At 46.6% G+C, this 18,278-nt stretch carries 14 protein-coding genes and 4 tRNA genes; 8 read left to right on the forward strand and 10 right to left on the reverse strand.

The window, feature by feature from the left end; genetic code table 11:
• Positions 1-42: 42 nt before the first annotated feature.
• Genes H5073_RS08210 through mutT form a run of 6 tightly spaced genes read left to right on the forward strand, consistent with a single transcriptional unit; the run spans position 43 to position 4,319 of the window.
• Entirely contained in the window at positions 43-1,311 is a 1,269-nt protein-coding gene (locus tag H5073_RS08210; RefSeq protein WP_182678772.1) for a type II secretion system F family protein, read from the forward strand.
• A gap of 52 nt (positions 1,312-1,363) precedes the next feature.
• Entirely contained in the window at positions 1,364-2,281 is a 918-nt protein-coding gene (locus tag H5073_RS08215; protein WP_182678774.1) for an A24 family peptidase, read from the forward strand.
• Positions 2,281-2,901 (forward strand): dephospho-CoA kinase, encoded by a 621-nt coding sequence (coaE, locus tag H5073_RS08220; RefSeq protein WP_182678776.1) that lies wholly within the window; start codon positions 2,281-2,283, stop codon positions 2,899-2,901. Before H5073_RS08215 ends, coaE begins: the two co-directional genes overlap by 1 nt.
• A gap of 8 nt (positions 2,902-2,909) precedes the next feature.
• Positions 2,910-3,653, forward strand: coding sequence for a cell division protein ZapD (gene zapD / locus H5073_RS08225; RefSeq protein ID WP_182678778.1), 744 nt, complete (start codon positions 2,910-2,912; stop codon positions 3,651-3,653).
• Between the two features lie 37 nt (positions 3,654-3,690).
• Positions 3,691-3,915, forward strand: a complete 225-nt coding sequence (gene yacG, locus H5073_RS08230; RefSeq protein WP_182678780.1) for a DNA gyrase inhibitor YacG — start codon at positions 3,691-3,693, stop codon at positions 3,913-3,915.
• A 5-nt stretch (positions 3,916-3,920) separates the two neighbouring features.
• A complete protein-coding gene (mutT, locus tag H5073_RS08235) occupies positions 3,921-4,319 on the forward strand; it encodes an 8-oxo-dGTP diphosphatase MutT (RefSeq protein WP_182678872.1) in 399 nt (132 codons plus the stop codon).
• Positions 4,320-4,693: 374 nt separating this feature from the next.
• Here mutT and H5073_RS08240 read toward each other — a convergent pair.
• The 4 genes from H5073_RS08240 to H5073_RS08255 all read right to left on the reverse strand — a co-directional run bounded on the left by H5073_RS08240 (position 4,694) and on the right by H5073_RS08255 (position 5,253).
• A tRNA-Pro gene (locus H5073_RS08240) sits at positions 4,694-4,770 on the reverse strand.
• Between the two features lie 54 nt (positions 4,771-4,824).
• Positions 4,825-4,901: transfer RNA gene (locus H5073_RS08245), tRNA-Pro, on the reverse strand.
• Between the two features lie 127 nt (positions 4,902-5,028).
• A tRNA-His gene (locus H5073_RS08250) sits at positions 5,029-5,104 on the reverse strand.
• A gap of 72 nt (positions 5,105-5,176) precedes the next feature.
• Positions 5,177-5,253: transfer RNA gene (locus tag H5073_RS08255), tRNA-Arg, on the reverse strand.
• A 217-nt stretch (positions 5,254-5,470) separates the two neighbouring features.
• Between H5073_RS08255 and H5073_RS08260 the strand changes: the two genes are divergently transcribed.
• Entirely contained in the window at positions 5,471-8,092 is a 2,622-nt protein-coding gene (locus tag H5073_RS08260; RefSeq protein ID WP_182678782.1) for a diguanylate cyclase domain-containing protein, read from the forward strand.
• A 91-nt stretch (positions 8,093-8,183) separates the two neighbouring features.
• Here H5073_RS08260 and rep read toward each other — a convergent pair whose 3' ends face one another.
• On the reverse strand, positions 8,184-10,196 hold the full coding sequence (gene rep / locus H5073_RS08265) for a DNA helicase Rep (RefSeq protein WP_182678784.1): 2,013 nt from the start codon (positions 10,194-10,196) through the stop codon (positions 8,184-8,186).
• A 168-nt stretch (positions 10,197-10,364) separates the two neighbouring features.
• On the opposite strand from rep, the gene H5073_RS08270 reads away from it, so the two are divergent.
• A complete protein-coding gene (locus tag H5073_RS08270) occupies positions 10,365-10,619 on the forward strand; it encodes a ubiquinone biosynthesis accessory factor UbiK (RefSeq protein ID WP_182678787.1) in 255 nt (84 codons plus the stop codon).
• Between the two features lie 80 nt (positions 10,620-10,699).
• Here H5073_RS08270 and H5073_RS08275 read toward each other — a convergent pair whose 3' ends face one another.
• The 5 genes from H5073_RS08275 to ilvG form a co-directional block, all read right to left on the reverse strand.
• Entirely contained in the window at positions 10,700-11,839 is a 1,140-nt protein-coding gene (locus tag H5073_RS08275; protein ID WP_182678789.1) for an alanine--glyoxylate aminotransferase family protein, read from the reverse strand.
• A gap of 708 nt (positions 11,840-12,547) precedes the next feature.
• Positions 12,548-14,101, reverse strand: a complete 1,554-nt coding sequence (gene ilvA, locus H5073_RS08280) for a threonine ammonia-lyase, biosynthetic (RefSeq protein ID WP_182678791.1) — start codon at positions 14,099-14,101, stop codon at positions 12,548-12,550.
• Position 14,102: 1 nt separating this feature from the next.
• Entirely contained in the window at positions 14,103-15,962 is a 1,860-nt protein-coding gene (gene ilvD / locus H5073_RS08285) for a dihydroxy-acid dehydratase (protein ID WP_182678792.1), read from the reverse strand.
• Positions 15,963-16,019: 57 nt separating this feature from the next.
• Positions 16,020-16,316, reverse strand: a complete 297-nt coding sequence (ilvM, locus tag H5073_RS08290) for an acetolactate synthase 2 small subunit (RefSeq protein ID WP_182678794.1) — start codon at positions 16,314-16,316, stop codon at positions 16,020-16,022.
• Positions 16,313-18,001 (reverse strand): acetolactate synthase 2 catalytic subunit, encoded by a 1,689-nt coding sequence (gene ilvG, locus H5073_RS08295; protein WP_182678796.1) that lies wholly within the window; start codon positions 17,999-18,001, stop codon positions 16,313-16,315. Before ilvG ends, ilvM begins: the two co-directional genes overlap by 4 nt.
• Between the last annotated feature and the right edge of the window lie 277 nt (positions 18,002-18,278).

Consider the following 18,278-nt stretch of genomic DNA (forward strand, 5'->3'; position numbering starts at 1 on the left):
TTAACCACTTTTCTCGTTATATTTACTTCAAGGAGCGGCTTTATGGCGACTGCCAGTATAAGAAAAAAGCCTGCAAACAAGAAAAACTCACAGAAGCATCACCCTAAGGTATTTACTTTCCAGTGGAAGGGGCTCAATCGTGATGGTCAAAAAACGGCAGGGGAACTTCGCGGCACTAGTATCAGTGAAATAAAAAGCGTATTAAAATCCCAAGGTGTTACACCTAAGCGCGTTAGTAAAAAATCTGAACCCTTATTTAAATTATTTGAGCCCACAATTAATGCCATGGACATCACCATGATGACAAGGCAAGTGGCCACCATGTTGGCAGCTGGCGTGCCACTTGTTACCACTCTAGAGCTTCTAGGTCGTGGCCATGAAAAACCTAAAATGCGTGAATTATTGGGAGTGATAATTAACGATGTGCAATCGGGGATCCCACTATCGAACGCCTTAAGGCCCCACAGGCGCTATTTTGATGATCTTTATGTAGATTTAGTCGCTGCTGGTGAGCATTCTGGAGCGTTAGATCTAGTATTCGATCGCATTGCTATTTATAAAGAAAAAGCCGAGGCATTAAAATCTAAAATTAAAAAAGCCATGTTTTATCCAGCCGCTGTGGTTGTGGTTGCAGTATTAGTGACAGTGTTATTACTTCTCTTTGTGGTGCCACAATTTGAAGATATTTTTGCAGGTTTTGGTGCAGAGCTTCCGGCTTTCACTCAATTAGTTCTGGGTATATCCCGCGCTTTACAGGCCTCTTGGCATGTTATCTTCGCTGCCATAGGTTTAGCGATTTTCCTATTTGTAAGGGCTCACAGAAACTCGCAGAGAGTGCGTGATAGCGTAGATGAGCTGGTGCTTAAAGTCCCAGCCATAGGGGATATTTTACATAAAGGTGCCATGGCGCGCTTTGCCCGCACGTTAGCCACCACCTTTGCGGCTGGTGTCCCCTTGATCGATGGTCTAGAATCTGCAGCTGGTGCTTCTGGAAACGCCGTTTATCGCAAAGCCTTGCTTAAAGTTAAGCAAGAGGTGACTTCTGGCATGCAAATGAATGTCGCCATGCGTACTACTAACCTTTTCCCAGATATGTTGATCCAAATGGTGATGATAGGTGAAGAGTCAGGCTCATTAGACAACATGCTCAATAAGGTTGCTAATATCTACGAAATGCAAGTAGACGATGCTGTAGATGGGCTTTCTAGCCTGATAGAACCAGTAATGATGGTGGTGATCGGCACCCTAGTAGGTGGACTTATTGTCGCCATGTACTTACCTATTTTCCAGATGGGTAAAATTGTCAGCTAACCCTGATTAACCAATATAATTATTTTATAACAACAAAAAAGACTAATCATCAATGAGTGAATTTATTGCCCTTATGGGCCAGTATCCAATAATGTTTATTAGTATCAGCTTTATCTTCGCGGCCACTATTGGCAGTTTTCTCAATGTGGTCATTCACCGTATGCCGGTAATGATGAAGCGGGAATGGCAAGCAGAATGCAATCAATACCTGCAAGAGTACCATCAAGACATAGTTAAAGATGTGGGTATAAAGCGTTTAGAAAAACCTATAGATAACTTTCCAACACGCTACAACTTAGTCATACCTAACTCTTGCTGCCCTAAATGTAATGCAGCTATCAAGCCTTGGCATAATCTACCTATTTTGGGCTGGTGCTTACTTAAGGGAAAATGCGCTAACTGCAACGAAAGCATATCCGCCCGCTACCCTATCATTGAACTAGTCACTGGCATTATGATCGCCACCTTAGCTTGGCATTTCGGCCCTTCAAGTCAGTTCCTATTTGCATCCTTACTAACATTCGTGTTGATAGCGCTCACAGGAATAGATCTCGATGAAATGCTATTGCCCGATCAGCTTACTATGCCACTACTCTGGTTAGGTATACTGGTTAATTTACAGGGACTATTCACCAGCCCAACAGATGCCATCATAGGTGCGATAGCCGGCTATATGAGCCTATGGTCGGTGTTTTGGCTATTTAAGCTAGCCACAGGTAAGGAAGGCATGGGCTACGGTGATTTCAAGCTACTCGCAGTATTTGGAGCCTGGCTTGGTTGGCAGATGCTGCCCTTGATAATATTGCTATCTTCATTGGTCGGCGCCATTGTCGGGATTGGGCTTATTGTGAGCAAAAAACTCAATCAAGGTAACCCAATTCCCTTTGGTCCTTATATCGCAATGGCAGGTTGGATAGCCTTGATTTGCGGTCATGACATTATCAATTGGTATTTAGGCACTTTACTGTAATGAACAAAAAATTCATCGTTGGCCTCACTGGCGGCATAGGCAGTGGCAAAACCACTGTCTCAGACATGTTTAAAGCACTAGGAATCGCCATAGTCGATGCCGATATTGCCGCCCGCACTGTTGTTGCTGCAGAGAGTGATGGCATCAAGGCCATAACCAAACATTTTGGCGAGCGAATGTTACAACCCAACGGCGAACTTAACAGGGCCGCACTTAGACAAGAGATATTCGACCATCCCGAACAAAGAGAATGGCTCAATAACTTGCTCCACCCCATGATTCGTCAGCTCATGCTTTCTCAAATTGAACAAGCACAATCTGACTATGTCATTCTGGTTGCGCCCTTGCTATTTGAAAATGAGTTAGATAGTTTAGTCAACACCTGTTTAGTGGTGGATATTTCACCACCGCTACAAATATCTCGAACCGTACACCGAGATAATGTCGAGGCCACGCAAGTTCAAAAAATTATCGCCAGCCAAATGAGTCGTGAACAGCGGCTTGCTAAAGCCAATAAGGTTATTGAGAATACTGGCGACTTAAACAGCTTATACCAATCAGTACTCGGGTTACATCAGGAATATTTAACCCAAGCACGTTCAATTAAAATGGAGTTTTAAGTACCACAATGGAATCGCTGATTTTTGAGCACCCCTTAAATGAAAAAGTACGCAGTTATCTGCGTTTAGAGTACCTTGCTCAACAATTAGCCCATTGCATTCATTCAGATCAGCAGCATCACGGCTTCTATCCGCTATTCGCACTATGTGAAATGACAGATAGATGCGATTTTAAGTCTGAAATACTCAAAGATTTAGATAAACAGATTATGGTGTTAAATAAATGGCAAGAATTACCCCAAGCCGACACCCAACAAATTAATGCATTGAAAGCTAGGCTGAATCAAGCCAAGGAGCCACTGCAACAGCCTGAACGTATCGGGATTGCGCTTAAGCAAGATAAGTTTATTTGTGCCCTTAAGCAAAAGTTTGCCATGCTCGGAGCTTGTTGTAACTTTGATTTACCTCAGCTCCATTGTTGGCTAGCTAAGCCTTGGGTTAATAGGCAACAAGATTTAAGCACCTGGTTAGCTCATTTTCATGCTCTATTAGAGCCAGTTTGCTTATTACTAGAACTTAGCCGCAGCACCGCCGAGTTTGTCCCTGCTACGGCTCAGGCAGGCTTCTACCAGCAAGACTGCAATCAAATTCTATCCTTCGTCAGGGTTAAACTCCCTACTGATAGCCAGTGCTACCCAACTATTAGTGGCCACCGAAATCGTTTCGCTATCCATTTTGTTGATTTTGAACAACAAAAGCATTCAGATAAAAGTATCCAATTCATGCTGGCTACCTGTAGCTCCAACCATTAAAATACCCTTAACTTGCTTATCAAAGAAACCTAATCTTATGTCATTAGTTGTCAACTGCCCCATCTGCCAAACATCGGTCCAATGGACTGACGATGCTAAATTCAAACCTTTTTGCAGTGACCGCTGCAAACTTATCGACTTAGGTGATTGGGCCTCAGAAAAGCACGTGATCCCGGTTAAATCTCCATTTGAAGCAGGGCTTCTAGATCCAGACTCACTGGACGATGCGGGCTTCGAGGAAGAAGACTTTTTTAAGGAATAATTCAAATTATGAAGCGAATTCATGTTGCCGTAGGCATCATTATTAACCCGCAGCAGCAAATATTGCTCGCTAAGCGGCATGGTCACCTACATCAAGGTGGAAAATGGGAGTTCCCTGGTGGTAAAGTCGAAGCTGATGAAACCGTCACCCAAGCCTTGATCCGCGAATTGAAAGAAGAAGTAGGCTTATCAGTCACAGCAAGCGCAGCATTTATGACCATCAGCCATGATTACCCAGATAAACAAGTCTTACTCGATATACATTTAGTCCAAGATTTTAGTGGCGAAGCGATTGGCGTTGAAGGCCAGCAGATAGTCTGGGTCGACCAAGCACAACTAAAAGATTATGAGTTTCCCGAAGCCAACCTGCCTATCTTAGAAAAAATATACCAAGAACTCGGCTAGTACCATCAGCAAACTGAATCCAAGCCCCCCCTAGTGAGTGACGTTTATGTTTAGTCGGCTGCTTGGGTAAAGAGCTAGGATTCGAACCTCTGATCCTCTGCCTTATTTTACTGAAGCTAAAATGTAAAAAAGCCACTCTGGTCAGTGACGTTTATGTTTGGTCGGCTGCTTGGGTAAAGAGCTAGGATTCGAACCTCTGATCCTCTGCCTTATTTTACTGAAGCTTAAATGTAAAAAAGCCACTCTGATGAGTGGCTTTTTATGTTTGGTCGGCTGCTTGCGTAAAGAGCTAGGATTCGAACCTCTGATCCTCTACCTTATTTTACTGAAGCTAAAATGTAAAAAAGCCACTCTGATGAGTGGCTTTTTATGTTTGGTCGGTGATAGAGGATTCGAACCTCTGACCCTCTGCTCCCAAAGCAGATGCGCTACCGGGCTGCGCTAATCACCGAAAATCTTTCTTTTTTAAGAAAAAAGGTTTCGACTAAAATCGAAACCAAAAATGTGGTCGGTGATAGAGGATTCGAACCTCTGACCCTCTGCTCCCAAAGCAGATGCGCTACCGGGCTGCGCTAATCACCGAAAATCTGTTCAATTATCTAAGCTTGCTGAGGGTAACCCTCTGCTCCACCCTTTCAAAGGGCCGTGATACGCTATAAAATCGCGCTAATCACCGAAAATCTTGTAAAACAAATTCTGTAAGTTTGAATGGGGTGACTGATGGGGCTCGAACCCACGACAACCGGAATCACAATCCGGGACTCTACCAACTGAGCTACAATCACCACTGCTTTCAAACTGTATCACTTAAGATACTTGCTAACTTCTACTAACTTCTAGACATGCATTCAACAGAATGGTGCGCCCAGAAGGATTCGAACCTTCGGCCTCACCCTCCGGAGGGGTGCGCTCTATCCAGCTGAGCTATGGGCGCCCGCCTTGGTTAGCGCCGCATATACTAGGGTTAAAACGGCCTCACGTCTACACTTGTTTTATCTTTTTTTTACTGTTTGCTTAAGTTTTGACTGATATTGCTATTTTTCATACAAAAAGAAGCCTTTACCCTATTGGAACAAGGTAGGAAGTATGTTAAAAATATGATCTGGGATAAAACTACATTAGAACGTTAAGGCTAAGTGGGAATTAAGAATATGGATATCGCTCCCTCCTTTATATCATCTGATATCGAGCACTTGCAAAAAAGAGTCATTCGACTAAAGCGCTTGGCGAGGAAATATAAGCGGGCCGAGATCATTCAAAATGCGTTATTGGAAATTTCCAATATTGCCACCAAAGCCGCATCCTTAGATTTATTTTATCAAGGTGTGCATCTGCACCTTAAAAAACTTATCCCAGCAGATAACTTCTTTATTGCCAGTCGAGATGCCAACACAGGCCTCATTAGTTTGCCTTTTTTTGCCGACGAAAAAGACCCTCATCCCAGTGAACTTTACCCTGATGAAGAGATTTCATCCATCATTGAACGCGGGATTACAGGCTACGTACTTAAGACTGGGGTTCCGCTACTTTGCGATACAGCTCAATTTGATCAACTGATTGCCACTGGAGCTATTGATGATCTGGGTTCCCCCTCTCACCAGTGGCTCGGCGTGCCTATTAAACGAAATAATATCAGTATCGGCGTATTAGTCGTACAAAGCTATCATCCAGACATCACCTATGGCGAGCTTGAGCTCGAATTAATGGGCTTTATTTGCCACCATATTTCAGGAGTGATGGAGCGCTTAAAGCATAATGAACAACTTGAACAAGCCATCACCCAGCGCACCAAAGAACTCAGTCATGCTTATGAGACAGTAAAACAAGAAATTAAAGAGCGCGTTAGAGCTGAGCGCTTGCAAAAAGCTTTATTTGAAATTGCTGACTTAACCGCCTCTAATGCTGACCAAAATAGCTTTTATGTGCAGCTACATCAAGTAATTAGCCAACTGATTCCGGCGCAAAACTGTTTTATAGCTTTGATAAATAAAGAAGATGCTTCACTATCATTTCCGTTTTATGTATCTCAGATGAATTTAACTTATCCTGCATCAAGACCAATGCAGGATGGCTTAACCGAATATATTTTAGCGACCAAGCAGCCTAAGCTCTTAAGCCAAAAAGACATTCAAACCTTAATAGATCAAGATGAAATCTATGCCATCGCCCCAAGCCTAAATCAAACTCATGCTATGCATCAGTGGATTGGTATTCCATTATTTATCCACGGCAGTATTGCCGGTGCCTTAACCATTTATAGCATCAGCCAAGATCAGAACTATCAACCTAAAGATCTTGAGCTACTCAACTTTGTCTCTTTACACATAGCCAACGCCATTGAGCGAAAAATGGCTGTTGAGGTTTTAAAGCGCAGTCACGATGAACTAGAAGACAAGGTTATTCAGCGAACCCAAGCATTGGCGGAATTGAATGACAATCTACAACAAGAAATTATGCAGCGGCGTAAAATTGAAGCCCAATTGCTACACGATGCCAAACATGATGGCTTAACGGGCCTACCTAATCGTAGTTTCTGCATGGAGCGGTTAGCCCAAGCGATTAAGCATTGTCGCCGTCACAGCCAAGATCAGTTTGCTTTATTGTTTATCGACTTAGATAGGTTTAAGCAAATTAATGACACCTTCGGCCATCTCGAAGGTGATAAATTTTTAATCGAGACTGCGCGGCGCTTAAAATCCTGTATACGCGAAAATGACACTTTAGCCCGCTTAGGTGGTGATGAGTTTGTTATCTTGCTCGATACCATCCAAGGCACCCAAGATGCATTGGATGTCGGTGATCGTATTTTGCATCAGGTATCCCAACCCTATAAGTTAGGCAAACAAGACTTTATTTCCGGCGCCAGTATCGGCATTGCATTCAGTGGCAGCCATAAAGACGAAACCAGTGAATCTTTGCTTAAAGACGCTGATGCCGCCATGTATCAAGCCAAATCGAAAGGCAAAGGCTGCTATGTTATTTTTGATAGCCAAATCGACAAGCGTGCAAAACAAGCCGCCGAGATGAAAAAAGCCTTTAAACGCGCTCTATTACAGCAAGAAATCACCATCAGTTATGCGCCTGTGATGAACTTCAATGATTTATCTATCATCGCCTTAGAGCCACAAGCAACTTGGAAACATCCTGATGGCAGTCTTAAAACTCATAATCAACTTAAATTATTGGCCGAACAATGCCAGCTAATCATTCATTTCGATGCCTATATTTTCGATCATCTCAACCATCATTATGCTGCGCTGACCGAGCAATTTAGCAGTAAAATTTGCATTCATCTATCGGTTTCAAGCCAGCATATTAAACATAAACATGGCCTAAGGAATTTAAAGCGCACCCTTAAAAAGAGCCAGCTAGATCTCAGTAATATCTGGGTGTTTTTCCATGAAAAATCCTTCGTCCAAGACACAGAAAACCATATCAGCGCCTTCCAGCATTTATCGCAGATGACAGTGAATATAGGTATGAACGGTTATGGCACAGGTTACAGCTCATTGAGTAGTCTAAGCTTATTGCCTATCAGTGCCTTAAAACTCGATAGCAATATCAGTAAGCATTTAGTCAATGAGCAGCAATTGCAACTCACTAAAGCCTATCAGCTCGCGGCTACGTCATTAGGGGTCGATATGTTCGTTGAAGGGGTGGATACAATGCAGCAAAAACGTCAACTCAGCCAATTAGGCTACCAGCAAGGCCAAGGTAAGACCTTCGAAAAAAAACACCTTCACTACATTAAAGTACAAAAAAACTGCGCCTAATCGCTGCTGCCGACTAAATCAGTGCTCTTAAACAATGAGAACGGCTTCCTTAGGAGCCATCACTTCTCCGGCTCTACTTGTCGGCGCCACACTACTTCTTAAACATGTCACGCAAATTGGCGATATGTGACTTGCCTGTCTCTTGCCTCTGCTCTTCTGTTTGTACTGGTTTACGGTTTTCCCAAATCAAGTCATCTTGAGGTAACTCAAGTAAGAAGCGGCTAGGCTCACAGCGCATGGTTTCACCGAATTGACGCCGCTCACGACACAAGGTAAACCACAGTTCTCTCTGAGCACGAGTAATACCCACATAGGCAAGACGGCGCTCTTCGTCGACGTTATCTTCATCTATGCTGACCTGATGAGGCAAGATACGCTCCTCTGTGCCCACCATAAACACAAAGGGATACTCCAAACCTTTAGAGGCATGTAAGGTCATTAGCTGCACCTGATCGCCGCCCTCGTCTTCGCTGTTGCGCTCCATCATGTCGCGAAGCGTCAAACGGGTTACCACTTCTGGCAGCGTCATAGGTTCATCCAGCTCATCCCCTTGCAGCATCTCTGTCACCCAGCGGTATAGCTCAGAGATGTTCTTCATTCGCATCTCCGCCGCTTTGGCGCTATTACTGGTCTCGTAGAGGTAATCTTCGTAATTGATTTTACGAATGAGCTGCTTAATGGCATCCACTGGCTCACCGCGAGTGGCTATCTCGCCGGTTTCAACAATAAAACGGCCAAATTGATAAAGAGCCGCAGTCGCCGCTGGCGCTAAATGATGATTAAGCTCTCCTTCAAAAATCGCCGAAAATAGCGAAATATGCTTTTCATTGGCGAAACTGCCCAAGCGCTCAAGGGAGGCTGGGCCTATGCCGCGCTTAGGTAAATTCACCACTCGCAAAAAGGCGTTGTCGTCATCGGGATTCACCACAAGCTTAAGGTAAGCCATGATGTCTTTAATCTCGGCGCGAGCAAAAAATGAGGTGCCACCACTGATTTTATAGGGAATACGGTTAGTCATCATAGCTCGCTCTAGCAAGCGTGATTGATGATTACCACGATAGAGGATCGCATAATCGCCAAACTGGGTACGGCCAACAAATTTGTGCCTAACAATTTCTGCGACTACTCGCTCGGCTTCTTGCTCCTCGTTGGCGGCAATTAACACCCTGAGCGGCTCGCCATAAGCAAGCTCACTAAATAAAGCTTTGTCATACACGTGAGGATTATTAGCAATTAAGATGTTAGCGGCGCGCAGAATACGTTGGCTGGAGCGATAATTTTGCTCTAATTTAATCAATTTAAGTGCCGGGAAGTCTTTACCCAGCAGTACCAAGTTTTGCGGCTTAGCACCGCGCCAGGAATAGATGGACTGATCGTCATCCCCTACCACAGTAAATCGTGAACGCTCGCCCACTAAGAGTTTGACTAACTCATATTGGCTGGTATTGGTATCTTGATATTCGTCCACCAGCAGGTATTGAATCCGAGTCTGCCAGCGAGTGCGCACCTCTTCATTGTGCCTAAGTAACAAGGTGGGAAGCAGGATCAAATCATCAAAATCTAAGGCGTTATAGGCTTTCATCTGCTGGGCATATTTTTGATACAAGAAGCTAAATAACTGGCTCTGTTCATCCTTAGCAAGCTTACGAGCTTGAGCTGGAATAACCAGATCGCCTTTCCAATTAGAAATGGCACCGGCGAGGGCTTTGAGTAAGTCTTTATCGCCGTCAAACTCATCTTCGGTGAGATCTTTTAGTAAAGCCAAAGTGTCTTGATCGTCAAATAATGAAAAACCCGCCTTCAACCCTAATACCTTGTATTCACGTTTAATGATCTCAAGCCCCAAGGTATGAAAGGTAGAGATCCACAGACCGCGCGCTTCTTTGCGCCCCATGGACTGAGCCACACGCTCTTTCATTTCACGGGCGGCTTTATTGGTAAAAGTTACCGCGGCGATGTTTCTTGCCTTGTAGCCACATTTTTCTACCAGATAAGCAATCTTATTGATAATAACCCGCGTCTTGCCACTGCCGGCACCAGCCAGCACTAGGCAAGGACCAGAGACATAATGGACGGCATCGTTTTGGGCGGGGTTAAGTTTCATTGAAAAAGTGCATCCTTAAAGCGCGTGGGAGCTGGATCATAGCAGAATGGCTTTATATAGCGTAAGGTTTTTACCCAAAGCGCTATTATCGACATGAGTATTAGAGTGAAGCTTTTTCTCAAGAGCCGGCTCGGTTACACTAATTAAAATTGTTATGGAATAATGACTATGTTTAACCCAAAGAAAATCGAAGATGTTGCCAAGCAGCTCAGTGATAACTTACCTAGCGGACTTAAACAGTTTGCCGGCGAATTTGAAGAGCGCAGCAAGCAAATACTGCAAAATCAATTAATGAAGTTAGATTTTGTCTCTCGGGAAGAATTTGAAGTACAGCAGCACGTGCTGCTAAAAAACCGCGAAAAGCTAGAAGCCTTGCAAGCGCAAGTTAATGAATTAGAAAAGAAGTTAGCCGAACAGGCTTAAGCGTCTTGGGCGGGGGCTAGAAAGCCATCCGCCCAAGCCATCTTCAGCCCAGCATTTTGATGATTTGAGCCATTAACTGATTAGCTCATCACCTCTTCCAGCGCCTTTAAGCAAAGCGCCACGTTTTCACGGCGGGCGCCAAAGCCCATCAAACCAATGCGCCAGGCTTTACCCGCTAACGCCCCAAGGCCTGCGCCAATTTCTAAATTGTATTCTTCAAGTAACTGAGTGCGCACTAAAGCATCATCAATGCCTTGAGGTAAATACACAGCATTAAGCTGAGGTAATCTGTGCTCGGCTGCTACCACGAACTTAAGCCCTAATTTTTCAAGCCCTGCAGCTAAGATTAGGTGCATTTTTTTATGCCTTGCCCAAGCATTCTCTAAACCTTCTAAAGCCAATAAACGAAACGCTTCATGCAAGGCATACAGCGCATTTACAGGCGCCGTATGGTGATAACTGCGCTTAAGCCCACTGTCTTTATTACCCCAATAGCCCATCACTAAGGATTGATCTAAAAACCAGCTCTGCACAGGGGTTTTGCGATTTTTAAGCTTCTCCACTGCCTTTGGCGAGAATGACACTGGCGATAAACCGGGAACACAGGAAAGACATTTCTGACTGCCAGAATAGATGGCATCTATGCCCCACTCATCCACTAATAGCTCAACACCACCTAATGAGGTCACTGCATCCACTATGCTAAGGCAATCATGCTGTTGCGCTAAGCGGCATAGGGTTTTGGCATCCGATAACGCCCCGGTTGAGGTTTCTGCGTGAACAAAAGCTAAAAACTTAGCATCGGGATTGGCCTTAAGCGCCGCTTCCACCGCTTTTGGGCACACTGGCTCACCCCACTCGTTATCCACCACCACGGCAACAGCGCCGACACGCTCAACATTTTGGCGCATACGCTCGCCAAATACGCCATTGCGGCACACAATCACTTTCTCGCCCGGCTCAACCAGATTCACAAAGCAGGCTTCCATCCCCGCGCTACCAGGGGCAGAAATTGCCAGCGTCATTTCATTCTTAGTCTGAAACGCGTATTGAATTAAGCTTTTAAGCTCATCCATCATGCCGACAAATAGGGGATCTAAATGCCCTATGGTCGGCCTAGCTTGGGCTGCCAGTACCTCAGGATACACATCAGAAGGACCGGGCCCCATCAAAATGCGGCGCGGCGGGGTAAATGAATTGACTGTAGGGGCTGATATCATCTGAGCTTTCCTTATGGATCTAGTTATCATCTAGTTATATAGCTGTAGGGCCGAACAAAAAATAGAGTATTCACTCTTTCTTACTTCAAACTATCACACTCAAGTGGTTATTTATACGCCAAAATAGGGTGTTTTGGCACCGAGAATAAGTTTGAAGGCTGAGGTGGCATAACTTCATAGAAGCTGGCATCAAGCTTTAAGACATTTAGATGTTTTTTAAATAAGCTTAATTGGCGATCTCGGCCATTGTGCTAATGTCCCGAGTGACGACGTCCCTTCTCAAGTAAGAAGATTTCCTTGTGGGCTCGGGCGCAGCATCCCTGCTGCCTAACTCAATACAACAACTCGAGCCATTTAGCCCCATACCCTCTCATTAGTATCTGAGTTATTTTTAAGATCACGCAAACAACACCTAATCTCAATAGGTGAGGCATGACGCTTCACCACGAGAAAGGCGAGACGACCGTCCATCCCATGGACGGGATGTTCGAGCCCTCAGGGATGGCTTTTGATTTAACAAAAAGGCGCATGTCGACGAGACTTTTTATGAAAAAAATGAGCCATGGCAAGCCCGTACGATTGAGTTTCAGCATACACTTTTTTGACACAGCGAATTTCGAGTGCAAGTAGAGATGAACCTAGCAGCCTTATGCCTTAGCTTGCTAGGTTCACCACCTTACAGCTTTCACTCACTCCATGCTCACAAACTTACACCGCCGGCGTATTCAAAAATAACTGGTACGCTGGACTGTGGGTTTCTTCTTGATAGACAAAACCAAGCTCGGTTAAAAAGCGCGCAAAGGGTAAGGCATCGCTGGCTGGTACTTCAAAGCCTGCTAACACCCGTCCAAACGCGGCGCCATGGTTGCGATAGTGGAATAAGCTGATGTTCCACTGGCTTTGCAAGGTGGTTAGAAACTTAAGCAAGGCGCCGGGGTGCTCTGGGAATTCGAAGCTAAATAAGCGCTCTTGCAGAGGCTCGGGTGGACGACCACCCACCATGTAGCGCACGTGCAGTTTTGCGGTTTCATCTTGTGATAAGTCTTGGACTTCAAACCCTTGCGACTCAAGGGTTTTGATAATCTCAGCCAGCTCCTCGGCGCCATTGCTTAAGCGAATACCCGCAAACACCATAGCTTGATCCCGGCCACTAAAACGGTAATTAAACTCTGTCATCACCCGCTTATTTAATAGCTCGCAAAATCGCAGAAAACTGCCGGGTTTTTCTGGCACCTTGACTGCTAAAATCGCTTCTTTTTGCTCGCCGAGTTCGCAGCGCTCAGACACATAACGCAGGCTATGAAAGTTCACATTAGCGCCACTTAAAATAGCCGCCACTTTCTCGCCCTTGCCTGTTTTGCCAAGGTGTTTCTTAAGCCCTGCTAATGCTAGCGCGCCAGCAGGTTCTGCAATAGCGCGGGTATCTTCAAAAATATCCTTGATGGCGGCGCAGATTTCATCTGAACTTACGGTGATGACTTCATCGACGTATTCTTTGGCGAGACGAAAAGGCTCAGCGCCAATGCGCTTTACCGCAACGCCATCGGCAAATAACCCCACTTGGGGTAAAGTCACAGGCTCACCGACTAACAGCGCCGCCTTTAAGCAGGCGGCATCTTCTGGCTCGACGCCAATGATTTTAACCTGTGGCATAACGGCCTTGTAATAAGCGGCGATGCCAGCGATTAAGCCGCCGCCGCCCACTGGAACGTAGACCCTTTCAATGTCGCGCTGCTGCTGTAGCATCTCTTGGGCAATAGTCCCTTGACCTGCGATTACCGCTTCATCATCGAAGGGGGCGATATAAACTCGCCCCTGAGTCTTAGCAAGCTGCATAGCATATTCATTAGCCTGATCAAAACCTTGGCCATAAAGATGCACATTACCGCCAAGGCGCTTCACCGCATCGATTTTAATATCTGGGGTGGTACTTGGCATAACGATAATCGCATCTATGCCGCGACTTGCCGCCGACATGGCCACCCCTTGGGCATGATTCCCCGCAGAGGCGCACACCACACCGCGCTGACATTCATCCGAAGAAAGCTCAGCGATGCGATTGTAGGCGCCGCGCAGCTTAAAAGAATGCACTGGCTGCATGTCCTCGCGCTTTAAAAATACCTGACAGCCTAAACGCGCCGACAGCTTATTAAGGCTAGTGAGCGGCGTGATTTTAACGATGTCGTACACGGAAGACAGCAAGATTTTCTGCAAATAATATTGGGCTAAATCCCGCTGGGTTTCTGATGCTAATGCCAACATGCTAGCCCTCCAACAGAGTGCGATCTCGCACTGCGCCCATGTCGGCGCTGGTTGCGAGTAATGCGTAAGCTTTCAAGGCTAACGACACATACCGCTGGCGGTCAAGCGGTTTCCAGCCGAGTACGCCTTTGGCGTTCATGGCATTACGGCGCGCTTCAAGTTCGCTATCACTGACATTGAGCACTATGGTGCGCGCGGGAATATCAATCATAATTTCATCCCCTTGCTCGATAAGCGCGATAGCGCCTCCAGATGCAGCCTCTGGTGACACATGGCCGATAGATAAGCCCGAAGTGCCGCCCGAAAAACGTCCATCTGTGATTAAGGCGCATTGCGTGCCAAGGCCGCGAGATTTCAAATAAGAGGTGGGATAGAGCATTTCTTGCATGCCGGGGCCGCCTTTAGGGCCTTCGTAGCGAATAACCACTACATCGCCTGCCACTACCTCACCGCCTAAGATGCCTGCTACCGCATCATCTTGGCTCTCATAAACGCGGGCGCGACCCACAAAAGTGAGGTTATCTTCATCCACACCAGCGGTTTTGACGATACAGCCTTTAGGGGCGAGATTGCCCGATAACACAGCAAGGCCGCCTTCTTGACTGAAAGCAAATTCACGGCTGCGAATACAGCCATTTTGCCTGTCATCATCAACGCTCGGCCAGCGGCAGCTCTGACTAAAGGCTTTGGTGGTGGGAATACCCGCAGGGCCTGCACTAAAGAAGCGCTTCACATTTTCATCTTGGGTTTGTACTAAGTCATAGCGCGCCAAAACATGGGATAAATTCTCGCCCAAGTTTGCCGCCACATGGGGCACATCGGTGTGCAGTAAACCAGCCCTATCTAGCTCCCCCAGAATACTCATCACCCCGCCTGCGCGGTGGACATCTTCCATATGATATTTGGGGGTTGAAGGCGCGACTTTACACAGATGGGGCACTTTGCGAGACATACGGTCGATATCCGCCATAGTGAAATCCACTTCCGCCTCTTGAGCGGCGGCCAATAAATGCAACACGGTATTGGACGAGCCACCCATGGCGATATCCAGCGCCATGGCATTTTCGAATGCCTTAAAACTTGCGATACTGCGCGGCAATGCTGTGTCATCATTTTCATGATAATAACGTTGAGTTAACGCCATTACCCTGCGACCCGCCTCTAAAAACAGTTCGCGGCGATCGCTGTGGGTGGCGAGCATCGAGCCGTTACCGGGCAAAGATAAGCCTAGGACCTCTGTGAGACAGTTCATGGAGTTTGCAGTAAACATGCCAGAGCAAGAACCACAAGTTGGGCATGCGCTACGCTCAATCTTGGCGCTGTCTTCTTCACTTACGCGGCTATCGGCGGCGGCGACCATGGCATCGACTAAATCGAGCTTGATGATTTTATCGGAAAGCTTAGTTTTACCCGCTTCCATCGGCCCGCCAGAGACAAACACCACGGGAATATTTAGCCTTAATGCGGCCATTAACATCCCTGGGGTGATTTTGTCGCAGTTAGAAATACACACTAAAGCATCGGCGCAGTGAGCGTTGACCATGTACTCGACGCTGTCGGCGATCAGCTCACGTGACGGCAAGCTATACAGCATGCCGCCATGGCCCATGGCGATGCCATCATCGACGGCTATGGTGTTGAACTCTTTAGAGATACCGCCCGCTTCTGCGATAGCGCTTGCCACTAAGTCGCCCATGTCTTTTAAATGCACATGGCCTGGGACAAACTGAGTATAAGAATTGGCAATGGCGATAATGGGCTTGCCAAAGTCGTTATCTTTCATGCCTGTGGCTCGCCATAGGGCACGAGCGCCTGCCATGTTGCGGCCTTCTGTGCTGGTTGCTGAGCGTAACTTTGGCATGGTGAGATCCTTTTAAAATGTATTAATTTAAATAGTGTTATAAAGCAAAAATAGTGTTTAAGCGTTGGCCGCAAAAGACTGTGTGGGTAAGGCCTGTGTAACTAGGGCCGAATTAAGCGCAAAAGGCGCTGGCATTAGGCGGCACTCGGCAACATCATAGAGCTTGTCTAATTGATTGCTTAATAGCTCAATGGCGCGCTCGGTTTCCACTTCCACCGCTAAGGCTATGCTGGCATCCTCATTAATTTGCATCTGCATATTAGTGACGCTAAAACCGCGGTGACGCATAACACGTAACACTCGCTCAAGCACTTCGGGGCTAGGTTGTAAGGTGAGTTCCAGTGCATGCTTCATGTTTGCTTCTCCATTTGTTCCATCATATCGCTATTACTCGCACCCGGTGGCACTAGTGGCCAGACATTAAAGCTGTCATCGATTGAGACATGCAGCAAATAAGGTCCTTTAGCATTGAGTAAATCCTCTAGCCCTTGTTCCACTTCATCGGCGCGGCGAATATTGCGCCCTGGGATATCAAAGGCTGAGGCCATAAGCACAAAATCTGGGTTGTCCGATAAATCCGTTTCGCTGTACCTTTCTTCAAAGAATAGCTGCTGCCACTGCTTCACCATGCCAAGCTTTTGATTATCTATCAGCAGTATTTTTACCGGCAATTTACGGCGCTTAATCGTGGTGAGCTCCTGCACATTCATCATAAAGGAGCCATCCCCAGACACGGCAACCACAGTGGCATTGGGCCGTGCCACTTGCGCACCGATGGCGGCGGGCAAACCAAAGCCCATGGTGCCAAGGCCTGCACTAGAGAGATGATCTTCAGGGCGGCGAAACCACATGTGCTGGGCCACCCACATCTGATGCTGGCCTACATCACAACTGACCACGCTGTTTTCGGGTAATAAATTCGCCAAGCGGCGCAGCATAGCTGGGGCATAGATAAGATCCTCTGGGTGCTGCCCGCTCGGATACTGATAGTCCCATCGGTGGCGACGCTCAAGTTCATACACGCTCTGCAGCCAAGGATTAATGCACAAAGTTTGCGATAACGCTGGCAGCACTTCACGTAAATCCCCAGCGATGGCGACCTCGGCTTGACGCAACTTGCCAAGCTCAGCGGCATCGATATCTAAATGTATCACCTTGGCATTACAGGCAAAGCTTGCTAAACGCCCTGTGACTCTGTCATCGAAACGGGCCCCCACCACCACCAGCAAGTCACATTCTTGCACCGCAAGATTGGCGGCTTTGGTGCCATGCATTCCCAACATGCCAAGGTAGCCTGGGGTATCGTGGGCGATGGCCCCAAGGCCTTTTAGGGTGGCAACAGATGGCAAGCCAGTGGCCTTGATAAAATCGCGTAACGGCTCAACCGCACCTGCCATACCTACGCCGCCGCCCACATACAAGATGGGCTTTTGGGCCGCAGCCAATAAGGCGCGGGCGGCATCGATATCAACTTGTGCAGCTTTGGGCTCAGGCGTCACGGCAAGTAACGGGGTTTTATATTCAAGCTCGGCGATTTGGATGTCCTTTGGGATATCCACCAGCACTGGGCCTGGGCGACCCGAGGCGGCGATTTCAAAGGCTTGATACAAGGTAGGGATTAAATCTTCAATTTTTGTGACCATAAAACTGTGCTTAGTGCAGGAAAGCGACATGCCTAACACGTCCACTTCTTGAAAGGCATCTGTGCCAATCACAGCGGTAGACACTTGCCCTGTGATGGCCACCATGGGCACAGAATCAAGCAAGGCATCGGCCAAAGAGGTCACAAGATTGGTGGCACCTGGGCCTGAGGTGGCAAAACACACTCCAGTTTTACCGCTGGCTCTGGCATAACCAAGAGCTGCAAAGGCGGCACCTTGTTCATGACGACTCAAGAGGTGCTCCACACCACCGCCATAGAGGGCATCATAAATTGGCATAATTGCGCCGCCCGGGTAGCCAAATACCGTGGTTACGCCGTGGGCAGCCAATACTTTGATCACTGCGTCTGCCCCTCTTAATTTATGCCCTGTTTCCATAATGCTTATCTCTTTTTTGTCATCAGCTTGAACTTGTTAAAGCCCTTTAAACGAAAAAACCCCCGGTCCTTTCGGAGCGGGGGTTTTTGCAATGTTTGATTTTTTAGATCATGTTTATTGCCAAACGCCACCCCCGCTGTGACTTAATAATCACTACGGTAATAATCACGAGGATAATGGCGCTGGCTTGGTTCAACATTAAATTATGGTGTCCTAAAAATATGTTTAGTTAGTTGGTCCGAAGGACGCTGAAAACTGTCCTATAGGGATACCACAT

This window comes from Shewanella sp. SR44-3, from assembly GCF_014163735.1.
Lineage (GTDB): Bacteria > Pseudomonadota > Gammaproteobacteria > Enterobacterales > Shewanellaceae > Shewanella.

Bases quoted from the DNA above. Each gene is read 5' to 3' on its own strand.
- H5073_RS08210 (WP_182678772.1), top strand. From the start codon at position 43: ATGGCGACTGCCAGTATAAGAAAAAAGCCTGCAAACAAGAAAAACTCA.
- H5073_RS08215 (WP_182678774.1), top strand. From the start codon at position 1,364: ATGAGTGAATTTATTGCCCTTATGGGCCAGTATCCAATAATGTTTATT.
- coaE (WP_182678776.1), top strand. From the start codon at position 2,281: ATGAACAAAAAATTCATCGTTGGCCTCACTGGCGGCATAGGCAGTGGC.
- zapD (WP_182678778.1), top strand. From the start codon at position 2,910: ATGGAATCGCTGATTTTTGAGCACCCCTTAAATGAAAAAGTACGCAGT.
- yacG (WP_182678780.1), top strand. From the start codon at position 3,691: ATGTCATTAGTTGTCAACTGCCCCATCTGCCAAACATCGGTCCAATGG.
- H5073_RS08260 (WP_182678782.1), top strand. From the start codon at position 5,471: ATGGATATCGCTCCCTCCTTTATATCATCTGATATCGAGCACTTGCAA.
- rep (WP_182678784.1), bottom strand. From the start codon at position 10,196: ATGAAACTTAACCCCGCCCAAAACGATGCCGTCCATTATGTCTCTGGT.
- H5073_RS08270 (WP_182678787.1), top strand. From the start codon at position 10,365: ATGTTTAACCCAAAGAAAATCGAAGATGTTGCCAAGCAGCTCAGTGAT.
- H5073_RS08275 (WP_182678789.1), bottom strand. From the start codon at position 11,839: ATGATATCAGCCCCTACAGTCAATTCATTTACCCCGCCGCGCCGCATT.
- ilvA (WP_182678791.1), bottom strand. From the start codon at position 14,101: ATGTTGGCATTAGCATCAGAAACCCAGCGGGATTTAGCCCAATATTAT.
- ilvD (WP_182678792.1), bottom strand. From the start codon at position 15,962: ATGCCAAAGTTACGCTCAGCAACCAGCACAGAAGGCCGCAACATGGCA.
- ilvM (WP_182678794.1), bottom strand. From the start codon at position 16,316: ATGAAGCATGCACTGGAACTCACCTTACAACCTAGCCCCGAAGTGCTT.
- ilvG (WP_182678796.1), bottom strand. From the start codon at position 18,001: ATGGAAACAGGGCATAAATTAAGAGGGGCAGACGCAGTGATCAAAGTA.